Raw genomic sequence first — 18,078 nt, forward strand, 5'->3', positions numbered from 1 at the left:
ATGAAAAAACATAGTGATTGTATGAATTTTTGTGCAGTAGATGCTACTAAAGGAATTTGTAGATTATCAAAACAAATGCTTAACTTAGATGATGAAGCTTGTGAAGAAATAAAAACAATGCCAAAATGTAAAAATTGTAAAAATTTTATTGATGTTAATGATGAAGGTATAGGCAAATGTGTTGGTCTTGAAAGGGAAGACTGGGTATATTCAACATTAAATGCAATTACTTGTGAAGGACATACGTTTAATGAGTAGTCAAAATCAACTAGAAGGCATGATTTTTGATGTACAAAGCTTTTCAGTCCATGATGGACCAGGTTGCAGAACAACAGTATTTTTAAATGGATGTCCACTTAGTTGTAAATGGTGTGCAAATCCTGAAAGTTGGACTGTAAGACCACATATGATGTTTAGTGAGTTATCTTGTAAATATGAAGATGGGTGTACTGTATGCCATGGCAAATGTAAAAAAGGTGCATTGAGTTTTAATCTTGATAATAAGCCAACCATAGATTGGAACATATGTAAAGACTGTGAAAGTTTTGAATGTGTCAACTCATGTTATTATAATGCGTTTAAGCTATGTGCAAAACCTTATACTGTAGATGAGCTTATAAGAGTAATTAAACGTGATTCTAACAACTGGAGAAGTAATGGAGGAGTAACATTTAGTGGGGGAGAGCCACTACTTCAACATGAATTTTTACATGAAGTATTATTGAAATGTCATGAGATAAATGTGCACACTGCTATTGAAACAAGTGCATGTGTTTCCAATGAAGTTTTTAATAAAATATTTAAAGATATTGATTTTGCATTTATTGATATAAAGCATATGGATAGAGAAAAACACAAAGAGCAAACTGGTGTGTATAATGATTTAATATTGGAAAACGTATCAAATCTTGCTAACTCTGACTGGAAAGGAAGATTGGTACTTAGAGTGCCAGTCATAGGAGGATTTAATGATGGTACTGAAAATATAAGTGATATTATATCTTTTATGCACAAAAATAATTTGGTAGAGATTAACTTGTTACCATTTCATAGGCTAGGAGAATCAAAGTGGATTCAATTAGGCAAGGAGTATGAGTATTCTGATAAGGGAGATGTTGATGAAGAGCATCTTGAAGAATTACAAGATATATTTTTGGATAATGGTATAGCTTGTTATGTTGGTCATGAGACAGCTTTTTAAAAGTAAATGCCATAAATTTTAATTAAAAAGGATGTCACACTAAAAGTTAGAGTGACATCCTTTTTTGTGTAAAAATAATCAAGTAAAGTTTTATATATTACTTAATATCCATAAAGATTGCTTCAAATTTATACCTAAATATCTATTTTGTATAGCTTAAATTATGACTAGAACACCTATTATGTTTACTTTATAGTAGTAGAAGCCTTATGGTAAAATATTACTATGAAAAAATTTAATATAATCTGTATTAGAAACAACCAAAAATAATAATTAGGAGGAAGATATCTATATGAACAAATTATGGAACAACTTTTTTATTAAGAACAAAGACAAAAAAGTACGTTCAGGGTGGATTATTATAGCCGTTATGGCTACCTTTTACATACTTCAGTATTATTCAAGTTCTATACTTATACAAATATTACGAAAAATTTTGATTGCTACAGGTGATATTAATCCAAAAACAAACTATTTTTCGGAATATGCTAATTGGCTAAATGATGTTTGTTTACCAATTGTATTTCAAATTCTAACAGATGCTCTTATGATTATTATTCCAATAATTGTATGGAGATTTATTATGAAACATCCTATTAGTGAAATGGGATTACATTCTTATAGGGTTAAGAAAAAAGAAGGATATGTGGGAATGTTGTTAGGAATAGTCAATTGTACAATAGTTTTTATTATAACAATAACAATTGGTGGAGGGCATGTTGTTTCATGGGTACCAAAACTTTCACTTTTAACAGTTTCCTGGATAGCTGTCTTTATTGTAGTTGCTTTTGCAGAAGAAATTTTAAATCGTGGTTTTTTAATGGCAGTTTTACGGAGATGTAACAATATTTATTTTATAATGATTGTTCCATCTGTTGTTTTTGGATTGATTCATATATCAAATCCTGATGTTACATTTTTATCTATAGTTAATATTATAATTGTTGGAATCCTTTTCTCATATATGTTTATAAAATCCTCAAATATATGGATGTGTATAGGCTATCATTTTACATGGAATGTATTCCAAGGAATTATATATGGTATGCCTGTTAGTGGACTTCAAGTCCCAGGGATTATAACTACACAAATTACTAATAGTAATCTATTAAATGGTGGTATGTTTGGTATTGAAGGTGGGATTTTGACTACTTTTATTAACATACTTAGTTTTATATTTGTATGGTATTACTATAGAGATTCTAAGTATGATTTTATTAGTAATAAAGTAAATATGCACAATATCAAGAATTAGTTAATTAGTATAAATTTTAAAATAAATCAATACTATTACAGGTAAATTATGTTATTTGGTAGAGATGATACTAATAAAGGTGTGTATGGATTTACACATTAGTAGTATTTCTTTATAACACAGTCAATTTGAAAATATTTATATAAAATAATACCTTATATTCAAGTAAAATAAAGAATAGCAACTAATAAGACATAAATAGTTGTTATTCTTTTTATTTGTCTATTAGCTTAATATAAACTTTTTTTACATATCTTTAAGTGACTAATTTTATAGAAATTATAAATAAAAGGTACAAAAGTATATAGTTTATTTATAGATGTCTGTTTTTTACAAGATTAAATGTATATTATATGATATAATCGACTCAATTATTTCAATAAGACTTATATTTTTTTATTTATACCATATTTTATTGAAATCTACATAGTTTAATTTTACTTATACAATATAAATAAAATATACATATATCAAGGAGGTAATATGAAATTTTTAAATGCTTTAATAGTGGTTGAAGATATTGAGAAATCAAAAAAGTTTTATTATGATGTTTTAGGATTAAAGGTAATCTGTGATTTTGGAGAAAATGTTGTATTAGAAGGTGATATATCATTACAAGAAAAAAAACTTTGGTTAGAGTTTATTAATAAGAGTGACAATGAAGTTAAATTCAAAGGAAATGATGCTGAGTTATATTTTGAGGAAGAATATTTTGATACTTTTGTTGAAAGATTGAGTACAATGAAAGATATAGATTATGTTCATCTGGCTGTAGAACATAGTTGGGGTCAAAGAGCAATTAGATTTTATGATTTAGATAAGCATATTATTGAGGTTGGGGAAACTATGTCATCTGTGTGTAGACGTTTTTTAGATAGTGGACTTTCAATGGATGAGGTAGCCAAAAGAATGGATGTAACTGTTGAATATATTGAATCAGTTTTAAACTAGGCATAGATTATATTAAAATAAAGGCGTCAGCTAATCTATGCTTTCGCCTTTATTTATTACTTTTCATAATGAGTTTATAAAATGTTATTGAATTTTTTCTCCAGAAATATATAATTTTGAATCTTCTGATTTATCTTCATACTCAATACCCTTATTTTTTTTCATAATTATGTATAGAGGTGCTATTAATAACATTGCTCCTAATCCTATTAAAACTCTATTTTGAGTTATAGGTTTTGCCATATCTTCTGCCCAAGCTTGCTGTAGCAACCATAAGCTACCTAAAATAGCTACTGTTGGTATAACAGGTCCAAATGGAATCTTAAAAGAAGCTTGAATGTCTGTTCTTTTTCTTAAAACTATTACTGATAAACAAGTTGGTATATACTGAGCAAATCTTGCAATTACACTCATTACTGCAAGCTGTTCAAAACTTCCAGTCAGTACAAGTGGTATACAACAAATTAAAGATATTATTATTGCTACATATGGAGCATCATATTTATTTGTTTTTCCTATAAATGCTGGAAGAGAACCTTCTTCTGCTAGAGAAGAACCACATTTAGGAGTTACTATTGAAGAACCTATATTTATTCCAAATATAGAGATTAATGTTGCTACAGATATAAAGACCTTACCATAGTTACCTAAAAATACACTTGAAGCATCTGCAATTGGAATACTATTTTCAAATAGTTTATCTCCAAGTATACCCATACAGACAACTTGAATTAAAATATAAATTATTGCACATATAAATATAGTAGTTATTAAGGCAATTGGAAGATTCTTTTTGGGATTTTCCATCTCTCCACTTGCTACAATAAATGATTCAAATCCAGTAAATGCGTAAAATACCAATATGATAGCTGGTCCTACACTAGAGTTAACTACATTACCAGAAGGGACAATATTTCCAAATTTTATAAAGAATATTCCGACTATTACAAAAACTATTAATGGTACTAATTTAGCTATAGTTATTACGTTATTCATTATCTTTGTGCTTTTAATTCCAAATAAGCTATTTATAGAAAGTAGTGTTACTAGCAATGCTGCTATATAGCCCTTGTATTCAGTTGCAGCTTCTGGCCAAAATGAACCTAAAGCTGTTGCAAATCCTACTGCTAGAGTAGACCATGATATAATTCTTATAACCCAAGACATGGTACCAACTTCAAAACCTATAAAATCTCCAAAAGCTTTTTTGGAATATAGATATGCACCTCCATTTTTATCAAACATACTTCCAACTTCTGCAAAACATAAAAGTATTGATAGAACTAGAATTGTAGCAAAAATATATATAAATATACTGTTTTGACTTGCTAGATTATAAACTTTACCTGGTAGTAAGAATATACCTGAACCTATTATACTATTAATTCCTAATAATATCATACTAAATAACCCTAATTTTTTAGCTTTTTCCATATTAATTTATCTCCTATTCTTTTATTAATTATCGCACTAATTAAAATATAAAGTATTCATTACATGCATCATAACACCTATTGGTAGACAATCCTCATCTATATTGAAGCTAGAGGTATGCAGAGGTGAAGTTAACCCCTTTTTCTCACTTTTACATCCTAAGTGAAAGAATGCTCCTTTGCAATGTTCTGTGTAAAAAGAAAAATCTTCCCCACCTAAAGAAGGGTTTGGTCTCAATATAAATTTTTCCTCTCCAAGTAATTTTTTAGTACTTGAGATAACAGTGTCTACTAATTCTTTTTCATTTATAACAGCGGGATAATTTTCATCACTTACATGCAATGTCCCAATACAGCCAAATGCAGAAGCCGTATCTTCAACAATTTTAGATATCTTATCAATCATAAAGTTTCTCGTTTTGCTATTTAAAGTTCTTAAAGTACCTTCTAGTTTTACATCTTCACATATTACATTGTGTGCATCTCCACCATATATTTTACCTATAGTTAAAACAGCAGCATTATTTGGTTCTAAGTTTCTACTTATTATAGTTTGTAATGATGTAACAATTTGTGAAGCTGTAACTATTGCGTCAATACCATTTTCAGGATATGCACCATGAGCTCTTTTACCCTTGACATTTATTTTTATAGTGTCAACACTAGCATTTAATGTATCATATTTTGTTTCAATAAATCCTGTTTCAATATGTGGCATAACATGAAGCCCAAATATATAATCAGCTTTAGGATTTTCTAAACATCCATCTTCAACTAAGAATTTTGCTCCTCCAAAACCTTCCTCTGCTGGCTGAAATAAGAACTTTACATTTACATTTAATTTATCTTTTATTGAATGTAAAACTTTACATGCTCCAAGTAGCATAGTTGTATGTGCATCATGACCACAAGCATGCATTTTTCCAGAATGTATTGATTTATAAGGTATATTATTTTCTTCTTCTATAGGAAGGGCATCCATATCCGCTCTTATACAAATAGTTTTATCTGCATTTTCTTTTAAAATATATGCCATAATCCCATTATGTTTTGTAAATTCCATATAATCAATTCCTATTTCTTTTAAGTAAGAAATGGCTTTTTGTTTGGTAAGGTTTTCTTCAAGAGCTAATTCTGGAATTTTGTGCAATTCTCTTCTTACATTTATTAGCCAAGGTTTTATAGAATTACAACTTTCTATTACAAAATCTTTTCCCAGTTCTTTATTTTGATATTCTAATTTTAAAGCCTGTTGCATTTTTATTCCTCCAATTACTTTTTATTGTTTGGTTAATATAGTAGCAATTATTATGCCATAATTTTTAACGAATAAAATTTGTTTTTTATAAGAATTTTGAATTAAAATAATCATTTGTTTGTTGGCAAAATATAAAAAATGATTATTTTATTGCAGTTTTCGGAAAAAAATATTGTTCTAGATAAGAATAATCTTATATATTAATCTATATAAAGATAATAGGAATTATTAAATTTATCCTATTCCTATTAATTCCTATTAATTACATGCAAAATAATGTACTATATTTACATATCTGCAAAATAAAAAATCTATTGAGGAAGCGTCTTGCACCTGAATAGATTTCTTTGTTTAATATATTATAAATTTATAAACTTTCATATTTTAATTTATTGTAAAAGTCTTCTCCTTGTTGAGTTATTTTACTTCCATATCTGCCTGAACCACAAATTATAAGTTCTTCTTTTTTTAGATATTCAAATATTTTTTTAATTTTACCTTCTGTAATTTGGATATTTTTATCTAGTAATGTCTTTAAAATTAATCCTCTACCAATTCCAACATCTGATTCCTTATTTAAAATTAATATCTCGAGTATATTTAATATATCATTCTTATTATATTTTAATTTCAATGATGAATTTTTGTTATCTAAAGTTCTTAAATTTGGGGGTAAATCTTTTTCTAATATAATATTATCACACATAATATTTAAATAAGATGTTACATTTTGAAGTTCCCTTATATTGCCTTTCCACTTATAGTTTTGTATAAGTTTTTTCGCCTCTGGTGTAATTACTAATTTCTTGTTAATTAAATCTTCCATAATAATTAATATATCTTCTTTTCTTTCTCTTAGAGGAGGGATATTTATTGGTATTGTATTTAATCTATAATATAAATCCTCCCTAAACTGCCTCTTATCAATCATTTGTTCTAAGTTCTTGTTTGTAGCAGATATGATTCTAACATCTATATTAATTACATTGTGAGAACCAACTGGCATTATTTGTTTTTCTTGAAGAACTCGAAGTAGTTTTGTTTGTAATTCTAAGGGCATATCGCCTATTTCATCTAAGAAAATTGTCCCGTTATTAGCAAGTTCGAATAGTCCTTGCTTTCCATCTTTTAGACCACCAGTAAAAGTTCCCTTATCATATCCAAATAACTGACTTTCTAGTAAATTCTCAGGAACAGCTGCACAATTTACTGCTATAAAGGGCTGATTTTTTCTATTTGAATTATTATGTATAGATTGAGCTATTAGTTCTTTACCAGTTCCACTTTCGCCTCTAATAAGTATACTTAAATCAGATTTAGAAACCTTCTTAGCTAATTCGATGCATTCAATCATCTTGGAGCTATTTGTTTTTATATCCTTAAATGTGTATTTTGCTATTTGTCCTTTTTCTCTTAACTTCTTAGTGAGATTTTGTTCTAGTTTTTTTATGTATGTTATTTCTTGTAAACTATAGTATGTACCCATTTTTTCATCTCTATTGTATATATTTTTTTTATTTACATTTATATATTTTTTATTGAATATAATAACTTTGTCTAGTATCTCTTGTTCATTCAATAAAACTTTTAAACTATCTATAAATATTTCCTCAATGTGTTTTCCATATATATCTTCTTTTATGTCTAAAATATCTTTTACCTTACTATTATATGTATTTATTTCACCATCTTTTGAAGTAAATAGTATACCATCCTTTGATAAGTTTAATATTGTATCTAATTCTTCTATTTTTAAGAATAGTTCCTTATATTTATCTTTTATACCAGTATCTAAACTTATTATCTCTTCTGAATATTTAACTAGATTAGATTGTATTTCTTTTGAATCAATTTGTAATAAGTTTATTATTTCTATAAAAGTGGATATATCTATATATCTATGACCCAAGTCAAATATATCTGAGATAAAGCTAGGCACTTTTTCTGGAACTCCTGGAGTTATAGCTATCTTTATATCCTTATAGTTATTGTCATTCATATATGGAATTGGTCTGATATTAGTTACTCCAATTTTATAAAACAAACTTATGGTTTCTAGAGTAGTTTCATCAGAATCGTTTACGATTAGAGCATTTGTACCTTGTGGTAAAGATAATAAATTATATATTTTATCTTCCTTAAAAGTTCTTCTTATAACAATAACTTTTTTCTTATCTAATATATTATTTATAATTTTATCTAATCTTTCTACTGACATTACTAGTATCACATCATCATTTATAATATCATTATCATTTATTTCATCTATAAAGTATCTGTTAATATTTATATAATCTCCAAAAACTAATTTCAAATTATTTTCTAAAAAATCTATTAAATCTTTTCTACTATCATTTACCAATGCCACTGATTTTTTCATTAACTTCTCCTTATATAATAAATAGTCTCTAACAAAAAGGTTGTATAGAGCTATATGATTCTGGTAATTTAAATTTATCAAATAAAAAAGAAAGTGTCTATCCATGACTTTATAAAAGTCGCCTTAAGACACTTTCTTTCTTATAATTAAATCTTGTCACCAAATCCCCCTAATTGTTGCTTAAAATTCAAACTGTATGTATATTTTTCATTTCTATTCGATTAAATTATAATATACACCTAAAAAATTTATTTTAATAAATTCTATTGATAAAATAATTTCATAAATATAGAATTGTATTAAAATAAATAATATATGAAAATATATATGTATAAGTTTATTCTGCGTGAGTAGAATAAATTTGTCAAGACTAATTTAACAGTAATAGCATCTTTTATTAAAAATAATATAAATTAAAATATTTTATACAATATACTATAAAGGAGAACTTTGATTAAAAAATAGCTACGCACACTCGTGACTTTAGTCGTGAGTTAGTAGCTAAAGTAGTCAGCATATAGGGAAACTTATATGTAGAGATAGGAAAGAACCTATCCAATACTACTTGAATTGCTGGAAACCCCTAAAGCTAACTAAACTAAAACATAAGGATGAAATAAACCTAAGTGTGAAAGTTACGAAAGTAGAAAAAATTGGTTAGATGGTATAAGGTTAAACCCTAAGTACTTTAAAATGGGCAATCAGCAGGTAAGCTCCGAATAGGAGAAACTTCAACGACTATTCCTCTTGAGGGAAGTACACTACAAGCTATTGGTAGTGGAAGTGGGTAGACCTTAACGGATAATGCCGAAGGATAAGATATAGTCTGTGCTTGCATGAAAGTGTAAGAAGTTCATAAGAGAACTGCATAGGTAGTAGCGAACTTATGTGAACGACAACCTCAAAATGATAAAACTTAGGACTTACGGTTCTTACATACGTTATTTAAAAATAAATATAAAAACCTTTAAAATACTTGTTTAAAAAAATTTACCTTGTTAATATTAGGATGGGTGAGTAAAAATTGAAGTAGCTCAGATATGTATATTTAGTACAATACCATATAGTATGGTGTGTAAAATATAGACATCCAGTATTACATAATCATAAAAAACAAGTAAAGTGAGGTGATAGTAGTGGAAAAAGCATATAAGTTTAGAATATATCCAAATAAAAAACAGCAAGAGCTAATTAACAAAACTTTTGGATGTTGTAGATTTGTATATAATAAATATCTTGCTAAAAAAATAGAAGTTTATGAAAATAATAAAGAAACTTTTACTTATAAACAGTGTAGTTCTGATTTGACCAATTTAAAAAGAGAATTAAAGTGGCTTAAAGAACCTGATAAATTTTCACTACAAAACACCTTAAAAGATTTAGAAAACGCATATAAAAAATTCTTTAAAGAAAATACAGGATTTCCTAAATTTAAATCAAAGAAAACTAATAGATTTTCATATAGAACTAACTTTACAAATGGAAATATTATGTACTTTAGTCAATATATAAAATTACCTAAACTTGGTATGGTTAAAGTAAGGGATAAACAAGTACCTCAAGGAAGAATACTTAATGCTACTATATCCAAAGAGCCAAGTGGAAAATATTATGTATCATTATGTTGTACTGATATAGATATTGAAGCATTTGAAAATACTAATAATCAGATAGGTTTAGATTTAGGAGTTAAAGAATTTTGTATCTCAAGTTGTGGAGACTTTATAGAAAATCCTAAGTATCTTCAGAAGTCATTAAACAAACTTGCTAAATTACAAAGAGAATTATCAAGAAAAACAATTGGTAGTTTAAATAGAAATAAAGCAAGGTTAAAAGTTGCAAGACTTCAAGAACATATAGCTAATCAAAGGAAGGATTTTCTACAAAAACTATCTACCAAATTAATACGAGAGAATGATATTATTTGCATAGAGGATTTACAAGTAAAGAATATGACTAGAAATCGTAAATTATCTCTTTCTATTTCTGATGTGTCATGGTCAGAATTTATTCGTCAATTAGAATACAAGGCTAATTGGTATGGTAGACAAATTGTAAAGGTAGGTAAATTCTTTGCAAGTTCACAAATATGCAATAAATGTGGGTACAAAAACGAGGAAGTTAAGAATTTAAGTATAAGAGAATGGGTTTGTCCTTGTTGTAATGCAACTCATGATAGAGATATAAATGCAAGTATAAATATATTAAAAGAAGGATTAAGACTAATAACAGTTTAAAATAAATAACTTATGTAAGAACCGTAGGAACTACGGGGATAGCCTGTGGAGAGTTTGTAAGACATATTTTAGTATGCAAAATTCTATGAAGCAGGAACCCTGTGACTTTAGTCATGGGAGGTTCAGGAAAGCAGAAAAAACAAGCATATACCCGATTATCAAAAATAATTTAAATCAAGTGTCAATTGTTGAATATAAAAAGGGTCAAAGGTTTGTAGCATCAGATAAAGATTTACAAGAAGTTTTTTTTATAATAGAGGGAGTTGCTTTAGTAGAATGTACTACTAGAGGAGGAAATAAATTTCTTGTTGACATTGTACCTGAAAATGAATTTATAGGTAAAATCAGCTATATATATGAACATAATTTGAAATGTGATATATTTGCCAAGACTAACATAAAATTATTTCGATTTGAAAAACATATATTTGAAGAGTTTTATCTTAAACCAGATTTTATTGCTCTATTTCACAGCAAATGTACAAGAAGGATATATGAGTTGTATAAAACTAGAATGGTAAGAGAGTTATTTTCTTGTACAGAAGTCATTGCATATTGTATTTTAAAAAAACAAGAAAATAATATCTGTAATATAAAAGCTATACGCAATTTTAGTGAAATATATTCAATCAGTAGAAAAAGTAGATATTATTCCCTATTAAAGTTAACTGAGAAAGGGATAATAAAAAAAATAGGTAATACATATGAAATTTTAAATTATGATGAATTACATAGGTTAGCATTTGAAGTAAAAGAGTTTTTGGAAGATGAATAAAGACTTATTATTCAATCAAAATAGTATATAATGGCATTTATAAAAATAGAAATAGTCTCACTGAAAAACAAAAATATTTTAGTTATTTTCAATGAGACTATTTATAAATGTTATATACTTACAAGATATAGTATTATTAATCAATTTCCTTTACTATATTAATAGCCCATTTTTTAGATAAGGCTCTAGGAACACCAAATATAAATTTAACAACTTCTTCACTGTAAGTGAGTAGAACAAGGATAAATATAGGTGCGCCTTTAAATGCGGCTATAAAAGTTAGAGGAATAGAAGCTAGCCACATACATCCTAATTCTAAAAACAGAGCGTATTTAGTATCTCCTCCACTTCTTAAAATACCAATTATGACTAATGTATTAAAGGATTTAAGAGCCATTAGTATACCCATTATGAAGAATATCTTAGTTATATCAGAAGATAAGCTATCAGAAACACTAAACATTTTTAATAATAATGGGATATTCAAAATTAAAATAATTCCAAGTATTAAGCCAGCCAAAAACACCAATATAGAAAATTTCTTAGCATACTCAATAGCTCTCTTAATATGGTCTGCTCCAAGTTCATTTCCAAGCATAATAGATGCACCAGATGCAATACATACAGCCGTCATTATAAAGAAGTTTCCTGTGCTGGTTGCTATTTGACTTGCTGCTATAGCTGATGTACCTGCTCTTGCATATGCGACAGAGTACAGGACAGTTCCAACTGCCCATGCAGAGTCATTTACAAATATAGGAAAGCTTTTTGATGAAAAAGATTTTACAAAAATCTTATCAATAGCTTTTAAATTTTTTAAGCCAAATTTTAATATATAGTCCTTTTTATAAAAATAAACATAAGTAATCATTAAAATTAATTCACATATTCTGGCAATAACAGTTGCTAAGGCTGCTCCTTTTACACCTAATGCAGGGAGACCAAAATTACCAAAGATAAATCCATAATTTAAAATAACATTTGTTACAAGAGCAAAGGCACTACAAATCATACCTAACTTAGGATTTCTAACACCTCTTGAACCTGTACTAAATACTGTACTTATAGCTATTAATGGATAACTAAATACTGCAATACTAAAGTAATCTATACAAAGTTTTACAACTTCTGAATCATAAGAAAATATATGTATAATTGGCTTTGGTGTTAGTAAAGCAGGAATAACAAATATAAAACTTAAGATAATGGCCAATATACAAGTAAGACCTGTAACTTTTCTTATATTGCTGACATCTTTCTTTCCATAAAACTGTGAAATAAAAACTCCAGCTCCTCCTGTAATTCCAGATAGGGACATATTAAAAAGAAAGAAAAATTGGTTTGCAACTCCAACTGAAGCTACAGATACCTCCCCCAAACTACTTATCATAACTGTATCTATTACATTTACAGAAGTAGAAATTAAGTTCTGTATAATAATAGGTATACATAAAGATAACAGTATTTTATAAAATCTTTTATTTTCGTCTTTTAAAGAAAATAGTTCTTGCAAATAATCCTCTCCTTTTTACATAAATTCTTCCCACTCATCATACAGAGAGGCAAGGTTATTTTCTAAATTAATTTTTTCTTGGCTAACTTCCTTAGCTTTATCTGGATTAGAGTATACTTCTTCTTGACATAAAAGTATATCTAATTCTTCAATTTTAAGTTCTAACTTTTCAATTTCTTTTTCTATATTTTGTCTTTTTATTCTATTTTTCTTTTCTACTTCTCTTTGTTCTCTTTCTTTTCTTTTTTCATCTTTTATCTGAGTTCTAGTTTTTTCTTCTTTTTCTTCTATAAGACTCATCTCTTGGATTTGCCTTTTTTTATCGATATAATAGTCATAGTTTCCTAGATATTCAGTAACTCCATTTTCATCTAAAACTAAAATCTTATCAACAACTGTATTTAGAAAATATCTATCATGTGATATTGTAAATATAGTCCCATCATAATTAGTTAATGCCTCTTCAAGAACTTCTTTAGAATCAATGTCTAGATGGTTAGTAGGCTCATCTAATAATAATAAATTTGCATTTGATAGTATAAGTTTAAGTATAGCAACTCTAGCTCTTTCTCCACCACTTAATGTAGAAATCTTCTTAAAAACTTCTTCATCAACAAATAAAAATGCTCCTAACATATTTCTCAAAGTAGTTTGAGTAAGATGATTATTATTTTCCCAAATCTCATCTATTATTGTGTTATCCAAATTAAGAGTTTTTTGCTCCTGATGGAAGTAAGAAACATGGACATTAGTACCAAATTTAATATTACCACTAATAGGTTGTAATTCATTAGTTATTATTTTAAATAATGTAGACTTACCAATGCCATTTGCACCAATAAGAGCAACTTTTTCTCCTCTATATATATCTAAATCCAAGTCTTTAAAAAGTACCCGTTCTCCATAACCCATGGATACATCTCTGATTTGAAGAACATCATTACCACTTTGGACAGATGGAGTAAATTGTATACGAGCTTTTTTTCTATAAGCTTCTGGCTTATCTAGAACATCTACTTTATCCAATGCTTTTTCTTTACTTCTTGCACGTTTTAGATGCTTTTCTCTACCATAAGCTTTAAGTCTTTCTATTGATTCTTCCTGTTTTTTTATTTCTTTTTGCTGGTCTTCAAATTTCTTAAGTTCTAGTTCTTTTTCTACTTTAGATAACTCAACAAATTTAGAGTAGTTACCATTATATACTTTAAGTCTTTTATTGTGAACTTCAAAAATTCTATTTACAGATTGGTCTAGGAAATATCTATCATGAGATATTAACATAACAGTACCCTTATATTGCTTTAAAAATACTTCTAACCATTCTATAGCCTCAGAATCTAAGTGGTTAGTAGGCTCATCAAGTAGCAATAAAGTTGGTTTTTTAAGAAGTAATTTTCCTAAAAGAACTCTAGTCTTTTCACCACCAGAAAGTATACTTATTGGTTTATCCATATCATTTTCACTAAATCCTAATCCTTTTAAAACCCCTTTGGCTTCAGACTTATATCCATATCCATTTAAATCTGAGAATAATTCCAGTTTATGTGAATACTCATCCATTATTTTTTCTAGAATTGAAGAGTTTGTTTTTGTACTTTCTTCAGATATTTTAACCTCCAATTCTCTTAAATAAGATTCCATCTCTATCAAATTTTTAAAAACTTCCAATACTTCTTCCAGAATCGTATTATCCGAATAAAAATTGGTATTTTGTTCTAAATATCCGATTTCACAATCTTTAGAAGTGTAAATATCTCCGCTATCATAACCATAAATTCCTGAAATTATTTTAAATAAAGTAGTTTTCCCAGTACCATTAACCCCAATTATACCAATTTTATCGCCTTCATTTACTGTAAAACTAATATTTTCTAATATAGAATCTATACCAAAACTTTTATTTAAGTTATTACATGACAAAACAATCATAAATTTCTACCTCCTTGAACTATCTAAAATTATAATGTTTTGATATAATATAATCAAGGTTATATGTATTAGTTTTGAAAAAGAAATATTTTATTGTGAATCAAACAAAAAAGAGGACACTTTTAGGAGGTGAAGATGTTGGGAAATAAAAATATATCAATGGCAGTTATAAGAAGGCTCCCAAAATATCATAGATATCTTGGAGACTTATTAGATAGGGATATACAAAGAATATCTTCTAAAGAATTGAGTGATATAATAGGATTTACCGCTTCTCAAATAAGACAAGACCTAAACAACTTTGGCGGCTTTGGACAACAAGGATATGGTTATAACGTAGAGGCTCTTCATACTGAGATAGGTAAAATTCTTGGATTGGATCGACCATACAACGCAGTTCTTGTAGGAGCAGGTAACTTAGGACAAGCCATAGCCAATTATGCAGGATTTAGAAAAGCTGGATTCGAGATAAAAGCTTTATTTGATGCAAATCCTAGAATGATAGGTTTAAAGATAAGAGAATTTGAAGTATTAGATTCAGATACTTTAGAAGACTTTATAAAAAATAATGATATAGATATTGCTGTATTATGTATACCTAAGAATGGAGCACAAGAAGTTATTAATAGAGTTGTAAAAGCTGGAATAAAAGGTGTGTGGAATTTTGCACCATTAGATTTAGAAGTTCCGAAAGGTGTTATAGTTGAAAATGTAAACCTAACAGAAAGCTTATTTACCTTATCATATTTAATGAAAGAAGGAAAGTAGACAACTTAAATATATTAATAATAAGTAGTTATGAAGAGTATTGAGAAAGTCAGAAGATTTAATATTAAATCCTCTGGCTTTTTGAAGTATTAGGATAAAATAAAAATTTAAATAATGTATACAAATAAACAATCTTAGGGAGAGTGATTTTAGTGGAGGAATTATGGAAAAAGGTTATTGAATTTCATGGGCATGAATGTCCAGGGTTGGCTATAGGTTTTAAAGCAGCACTCGCAGCAAGAGAATACTTAGGATGTAAACAATCAGGAGATGAGGAGATTGTATGTATTTCTGAAAATGATGCTTGTGGAATAGATGGTATACAAGTCGTGTTAAGTTGCACAATGGGTAAAGGTAATTTACTACTTAGGATGACTGGAAAATCAGTATATCATTTTTTTAATAGAGAAAACGGAAAATCTATAAGAATATATGTAAAGTCTAAACCATTTGATATGGATAGAGAAGGATATAAAAAATACTTATTAGAAAGTGATTTTGAAGAAATATTTGATATTACAGATACGAAGTTAAGGCTTCCTGAGAAAGCGAGAATATTTAAATCTCTTAAATGTGAAGTATGTGGTGAATTTGCACCTGAACAGTACATAAGAATTCAAGAAGGGAAGAAAGTATGTCTCGATTGTTTTGATAAATATGAAAGGTTTTATGAAGAGGATTAAATTTATATTAAATTGAAAGTATTTAGATGCATATTAATAGTATATTAAGAAGAATCATATAGAGAATATAACAAAATATATAAATTATGATACTTGAATTATGTATAATTAAAAAGAGACTGATTAATATTGATAAAATAAAATCAGTCTCTTTATGAATAACGAATTATTATTCTGGTTGAGGTGCATCTACAGGACAAGCTCCTGCACAAGAACCACAGTCTATACAAGAACCAGCATCTATAACATATGCGTCGTCTCCAGCTGATATACAGCTAACAGGGCATTCAGCCTCACAAGCACCACAGCTTATACAAGCGTCAGTAATTTTATATGCCATTTTGAAATCCTCCCTTTTATATGTATTGTAATTCAATAACATTATAACAAATATTATTGAATATAACAATTAAATTAATTCTACAACAAAAACTTTATTGTGATATTCTTGTTTGAAAGTTTTACAATAAAGTTTAATCTGCTTATATTTTTATTTATCTTAAAGGGATTTATTTTAAAAATAAAATTAAAGTTAAAGAATATGGTATCGATTCTATTTAAAAATGTTATACTCTAAAAAAGTATATATTATCTTAAAATCTATTAATGCAAAGGAGATTTAATATGAAAAATAAATTAGTTTACATATGTATTATGAGTATGGTGTTATTTGTAGTAGGATGTTCTAATAATCCAAATAAGGAAAGCAATACTAAAAAGGATTCTAAGAATAGCCAAAGTAAGGTTGAAGAAGAAAAAAGAGAACCTGTAAAAAAAGACATAACTATAAGTTTCGCTGGTGATGTAACTATGGGAAACTATAAAGGTTCATCATATTATGGTAGCTTTGACCATGAATTTAAAAGACAAGGAGAAGACTATGATTACTTTCTTAAAAATGTAAAACCTGTATTTGAGAAAGATGATTTAACAGTAGTTAACTTGGAAGGGCCACTTACTACTGCGTCAAATGCAAAAGAAAAGAAGTTTGCATTTAAAGGGGCTCCAGGATATGTAAATATTTTAAAATCTGGAAGTGTAGAGGCAGTAAGTGTTGCGAATAATCATTCAGAAGATTATTTTGAAGAAGGAATGAAAGACACACAGTTTATCTTAGATGAAAATAAAATAAATTATTTTGGTCTAGGCAAAGATGCTGTTATAGATGTCAAAGGAATTAAGGTAGGATTATTAGGATATAATGGATTATCAACTGAATATAATGAAAAGAACTTGAAACAAATGGAAGATGATATTAAAACTCTAAAGAAAAAATCAGATATTGTTGTGGTGTATTTTCATTGGGGTATAGAATTAGATTATTATCCAGATAAAAAACAAAAAGATTTTGCTCATTATGTAATAGATAAGGGAGCTGATTTAGTTATGGGTTCTCATCCACACGTTATTCAAGGTATAGAAAAATATAAAGATAAGTATATAGCTTATAGTCTAGGAAATTTTTGTTTTGGAGGAAATAAAAATCCTTCTGATACAGATAGTTATATATATCAACAAACTTTTTCTTTTTCAGATAACAAGTTAACTTCAATTAAAGAGCCAAATATAATCCCTACATCAATAACATCTAGTAGCTCTAGAAATAATTATCAACCAAAAGTACTGGATGGAAGTGAGAAAGATAGAGTTTTAAATAAACTAGAAAAAATAAGTAAAGATTTGAATAAATAAAAA

The 18,078-nt window shown here is 27.7% G+C and carries 15 protein-coding genes and 1 pseudogene; 10 read left to right on the forward strand and 6 right to left on the reverse strand.

Going from position 1 to position 18,078, the window contains the following annotated elements:
- The 4 genes from hpdC to ACTG48_RS01370 all read left to right on the forward strand — a co-directional run bounded on the left by hpdC (position 1) and on the right by ACTG48_RS01370 (position 3,407).
- A complete protein-coding gene (gene hpdC, locus ACTG48_RS01355; protein ID WP_021382584.1) occupies positions 1–258 on the forward strand; it encodes a 4-hydroxyphenylacetate decarboxylase small subunit in 258 nt (85 codons plus the stop codon).
- The gene (hpdA, locus tag ACTG48_RS01360; protein WP_021382581.1) at positions 251–1,201 is read left to right on the forward strand and encodes a 4-hydroxyphenylacetate decarboxylase activase; all 951 of its coding nucleotides are present in this window, start codon (positions 251–253) and stop codon (positions 1,199–1,201) included. Before hpdC ends, hpdA begins: the two co-directional genes overlap by 8 nt.
- 292 nt (positions 1,202–1,493) lie before the next feature.
- Positions 1,494–2,456: a CPBP family intramembrane glutamic endopeptidase gene (locus tag ACTG48_RS01365; RefSeq protein WP_021382583.1), complete on the forward strand. Its 963-nt coding sequence runs from the start codon at positions 1,494–1,496 to the stop codon at positions 2,454–2,456.
- 483 nt (positions 2,457–2,939) lie between these two features.
- Positions 2,940–3,407, forward strand: a complete 468-nt coding sequence (locus ACTG48_RS01370; protein ID WP_479917897.1) for a VOC family protein — start codon at positions 2,940–2,942, stop codon at positions 3,405–3,407.
- Positions 3,408–3,491: 84 nt separating this feature from the next.
- Here the strand turns inward: ACTG48_RS01370 and ACTG48_RS01375 are convergent, their stop codons facing one another.
- The 3 genes from ACTG48_RS01375 to ACTG48_RS01385 all read right to left on the reverse strand — a co-directional run bounded on the left by ACTG48_RS01375 (position 3,492) and on the right by ACTG48_RS01385 (position 8,478).
- Entirely contained in the window at positions 3,492–4,841 is a 1,350-nt protein-coding gene (locus tag ACTG48_RS01375) for an APC family permease (RefSeq protein ID WP_479917898.1), read from the reverse strand.
- 36 nt (positions 4,842–4,877) lie between these two features.
- Positions 4,878–6,098 (reverse strand): M20 metallopeptidase family protein, encoded by a 1,221-nt coding sequence (locus tag ACTG48_RS01380; protein WP_479917899.1) that lies wholly within the window; start codon positions 6,096–6,098, stop codon positions 4,878–4,880.
- A 367-nt stretch (positions 6,099–6,465) separates the two neighbouring features.
- The gene (locus tag ACTG48_RS01385) at positions 6,466–8,478 is read right to left on the reverse strand and encodes a sigma-54 interaction domain-containing protein (protein WP_479917900.1); all 2,013 of its coding nucleotides are present in this window, start codon (positions 8,476–8,478) and stop codon (positions 6,466–6,468) included.
- Positions 8,479–9,517: 1,039 nt separating this feature from the next.
- Between ACTG48_RS01385 and ACTG48_RS01390 the strand changes: the two are divergent.
- From ACTG48_RS01390 to ACTG48_RS01400, 3 genes and pseudogenes are all read left to right on the forward strand, one after another.
- Positions 9,518–9,583: pseudogene (locus ACTG48_RS01390) on the forward strand (transposase); the annotation flags it as partial.
- 22 nt (positions 9,584–9,605) lie between these two features.
- Positions 9,606–10,715: an IS200/IS605 family element RNA-guided endonuclease TnpB gene (gene tnpB, locus ACTG48_RS01395; protein ID WP_479917901.1), complete on the forward strand. Its 1,110-nt coding sequence runs from the start codon at positions 9,606–9,608 to the stop codon at positions 10,713–10,715.
- A gap of 85 nt (positions 10,716–10,800) precedes the next feature.
- Positions 10,801–11,490, forward strand: a complete 690-nt coding sequence (locus tag ACTG48_RS01400) for a Crp/Fnr family transcriptional regulator (RefSeq protein ID WP_479917902.1) — start codon at positions 10,801–10,803, stop codon at positions 11,488–11,490.
- 136 nt (positions 11,491–11,626) lie between these two features.
- Here the strand turns inward: ACTG48_RS01400 and ACTG48_RS01405 are convergent, their stop codons facing one another.
- Positions 11,627–13,003 carry an MATE family efflux transporter gene (locus ACTG48_RS01405; protein ID WP_479917903.1) on the reverse strand — a complete coding sequence of 459 codons (1,377 nt, stop codon included), beginning with the start codon at positions 13,001–13,003 and terminating at the stop codon, positions 11,627–11,629.
- A 15-nt stretch (positions 13,004–13,018) separates the two neighbouring features.
- Positions 13,019–14,932 (reverse strand): ABC-F family ATP-binding cassette domain-containing protein, encoded by a 1,914-nt coding sequence (locus ACTG48_RS01410; RefSeq protein ID WP_479917904.1) that lies wholly within the window; start codon positions 14,930–14,932, stop codon positions 13,019–13,021.
- Between the two features lie 135 nt (positions 14,933–15,067).
- On the opposite strand from ACTG48_RS01410, the gene ACTG48_RS01415 reads away from it, so the two are divergent.
- Together ACTG48_RS01415 and ACTG48_RS01420 are read left to right on the forward strand one after the other, a co-directional pair.
- Entirely contained in the window at positions 15,068–15,700 is a 633-nt protein-coding gene (locus tag ACTG48_RS01415; protein WP_021382595.1) for a redox-sensing transcriptional repressor Rex, read from the forward strand.
- 143 nt (positions 15,701–15,843) lie between these two features.
- On the forward strand, positions 15,844–16,383 hold the full coding sequence (locus tag ACTG48_RS01420) for an FmdE family protein (protein ID WP_479917905.1): 540 nt from the start codon (positions 15,844–15,846) through the stop codon (positions 16,381–16,383).
- Between the two features lie 169 nt (positions 16,384–16,552).
- Here ACTG48_RS01420 and ACTG48_RS01425 read toward each other — a convergent pair whose 3' ends face one another.
- Positions 16,553–16,723: a DUF362 domain-containing protein gene (locus ACTG48_RS01425; RefSeq protein ID WP_009888017.1), complete on the reverse strand. Its 171-nt coding sequence runs from the start codon at positions 16,721–16,723 to the stop codon at positions 16,553–16,555.
- A 284-nt stretch (positions 16,724–17,007) separates the two neighbouring features.
- Here ACTG48_RS01425 and ACTG48_RS01430 point away from each other — a divergent pair, with 284 nt between their 5' ends.
- A complete protein-coding gene (locus tag ACTG48_RS01430) occupies positions 17,008–18,075 on the forward strand; it encodes a CapA family protein (protein WP_479917906.1) in 1,068 nt (355 codons plus the stop codon).
- The last annotated feature ends 3 nt before the right edge of the window (positions 18,076–18,078 follow it).

The organism is Clostridioides sp. LIBA-6822, from assembly GCF_056688955.1.

What these genes read in the sequence shown, in the direction of transcription:
- ACTG48_RS01380 (WP_479917899.1), bottom strand. Translation starts at nt 6,098, where the DNA reads ATGCAACAGGCTTTAAAATTAGAATATCAAAATAAAGAACTGGGAAAA.
- ACTG48_RS01370 (WP_479917897.1), top strand. Translation starts at nt 2,940, where the DNA reads ATGAAATTTTTAAATGCTTTAATAGTGGTTGAAGATATTGAGAAATCA.
- ACTG48_RS01365 (WP_021382583.1), top strand. Translation starts at nt 1,494, where the DNA reads ATGAACAAATTATGGAACAACTTTTTTATTAAGAACAAAGACAAAAAA.
- ACTG48_RS01375 (WP_479917898.1), bottom strand. Translation starts at nt 4,841, where the DNA reads ATGGAAAAAGCTAAAAAATTAGGGTTATTTAGTATGATATTATTAGGA.
- ACTG48_RS01425 (WP_009888017.1), bottom strand. Translation starts at nt 16,723, where the DNA reads ATGGCATATAAAATTACTGACGCTTGTATAAGCTGTGGTGCTTGTGAG.
- ACTG48_RS01410 (WP_479917904.1), bottom strand. Translation starts at nt 14,932, where the DNA reads ATGATTGTTTTGTCATGTAATAACTTAAATAAAAGTTTTGGTATAGAT.
- ACTG48_RS01415 (WP_021382595.1), top strand. Translation starts at nt 15,068, where the DNA reads ATGTTGGGAAATAAAAATATATCAATGGCAGTTATAAGAAGGCTCCCA.
- hpdC (WP_021382584.1), top strand. Translation starts at nt 1, where the DNA reads ATGAAAAAACATAGTGATTGTATGAATTTTTGTGCAGTAGATGCTACT.
- hpdA (WP_021382581.1), top strand. Translation starts at nt 251, where the DNA reads ATGAGTAGTCAAAATCAACTAGAAGGCATGATTTTTGATGTACAAAGC.
- ACTG48_RS01400 (WP_479917902.1), top strand. Translation starts at nt 10,801, where the DNA reads ATGAAGCAGGAACCCTGTGACTTTAGTCATGGGAGGTTCAGGAAAGCA.
- ACTG48_RS01430 (WP_479917906.1), top strand. Translation starts at nt 17,008, where the DNA reads ATGAAAAATAAATTAGTTTACATATGTATTATGAGTATGGTGTTATTT.
- ACTG48_RS01385 (WP_479917900.1), bottom strand. Translation starts at nt 8,478, where the DNA reads ATGAAAAAATCAGTGGCATTGGTAAATGATAGTAGAAAAGATTTAATA.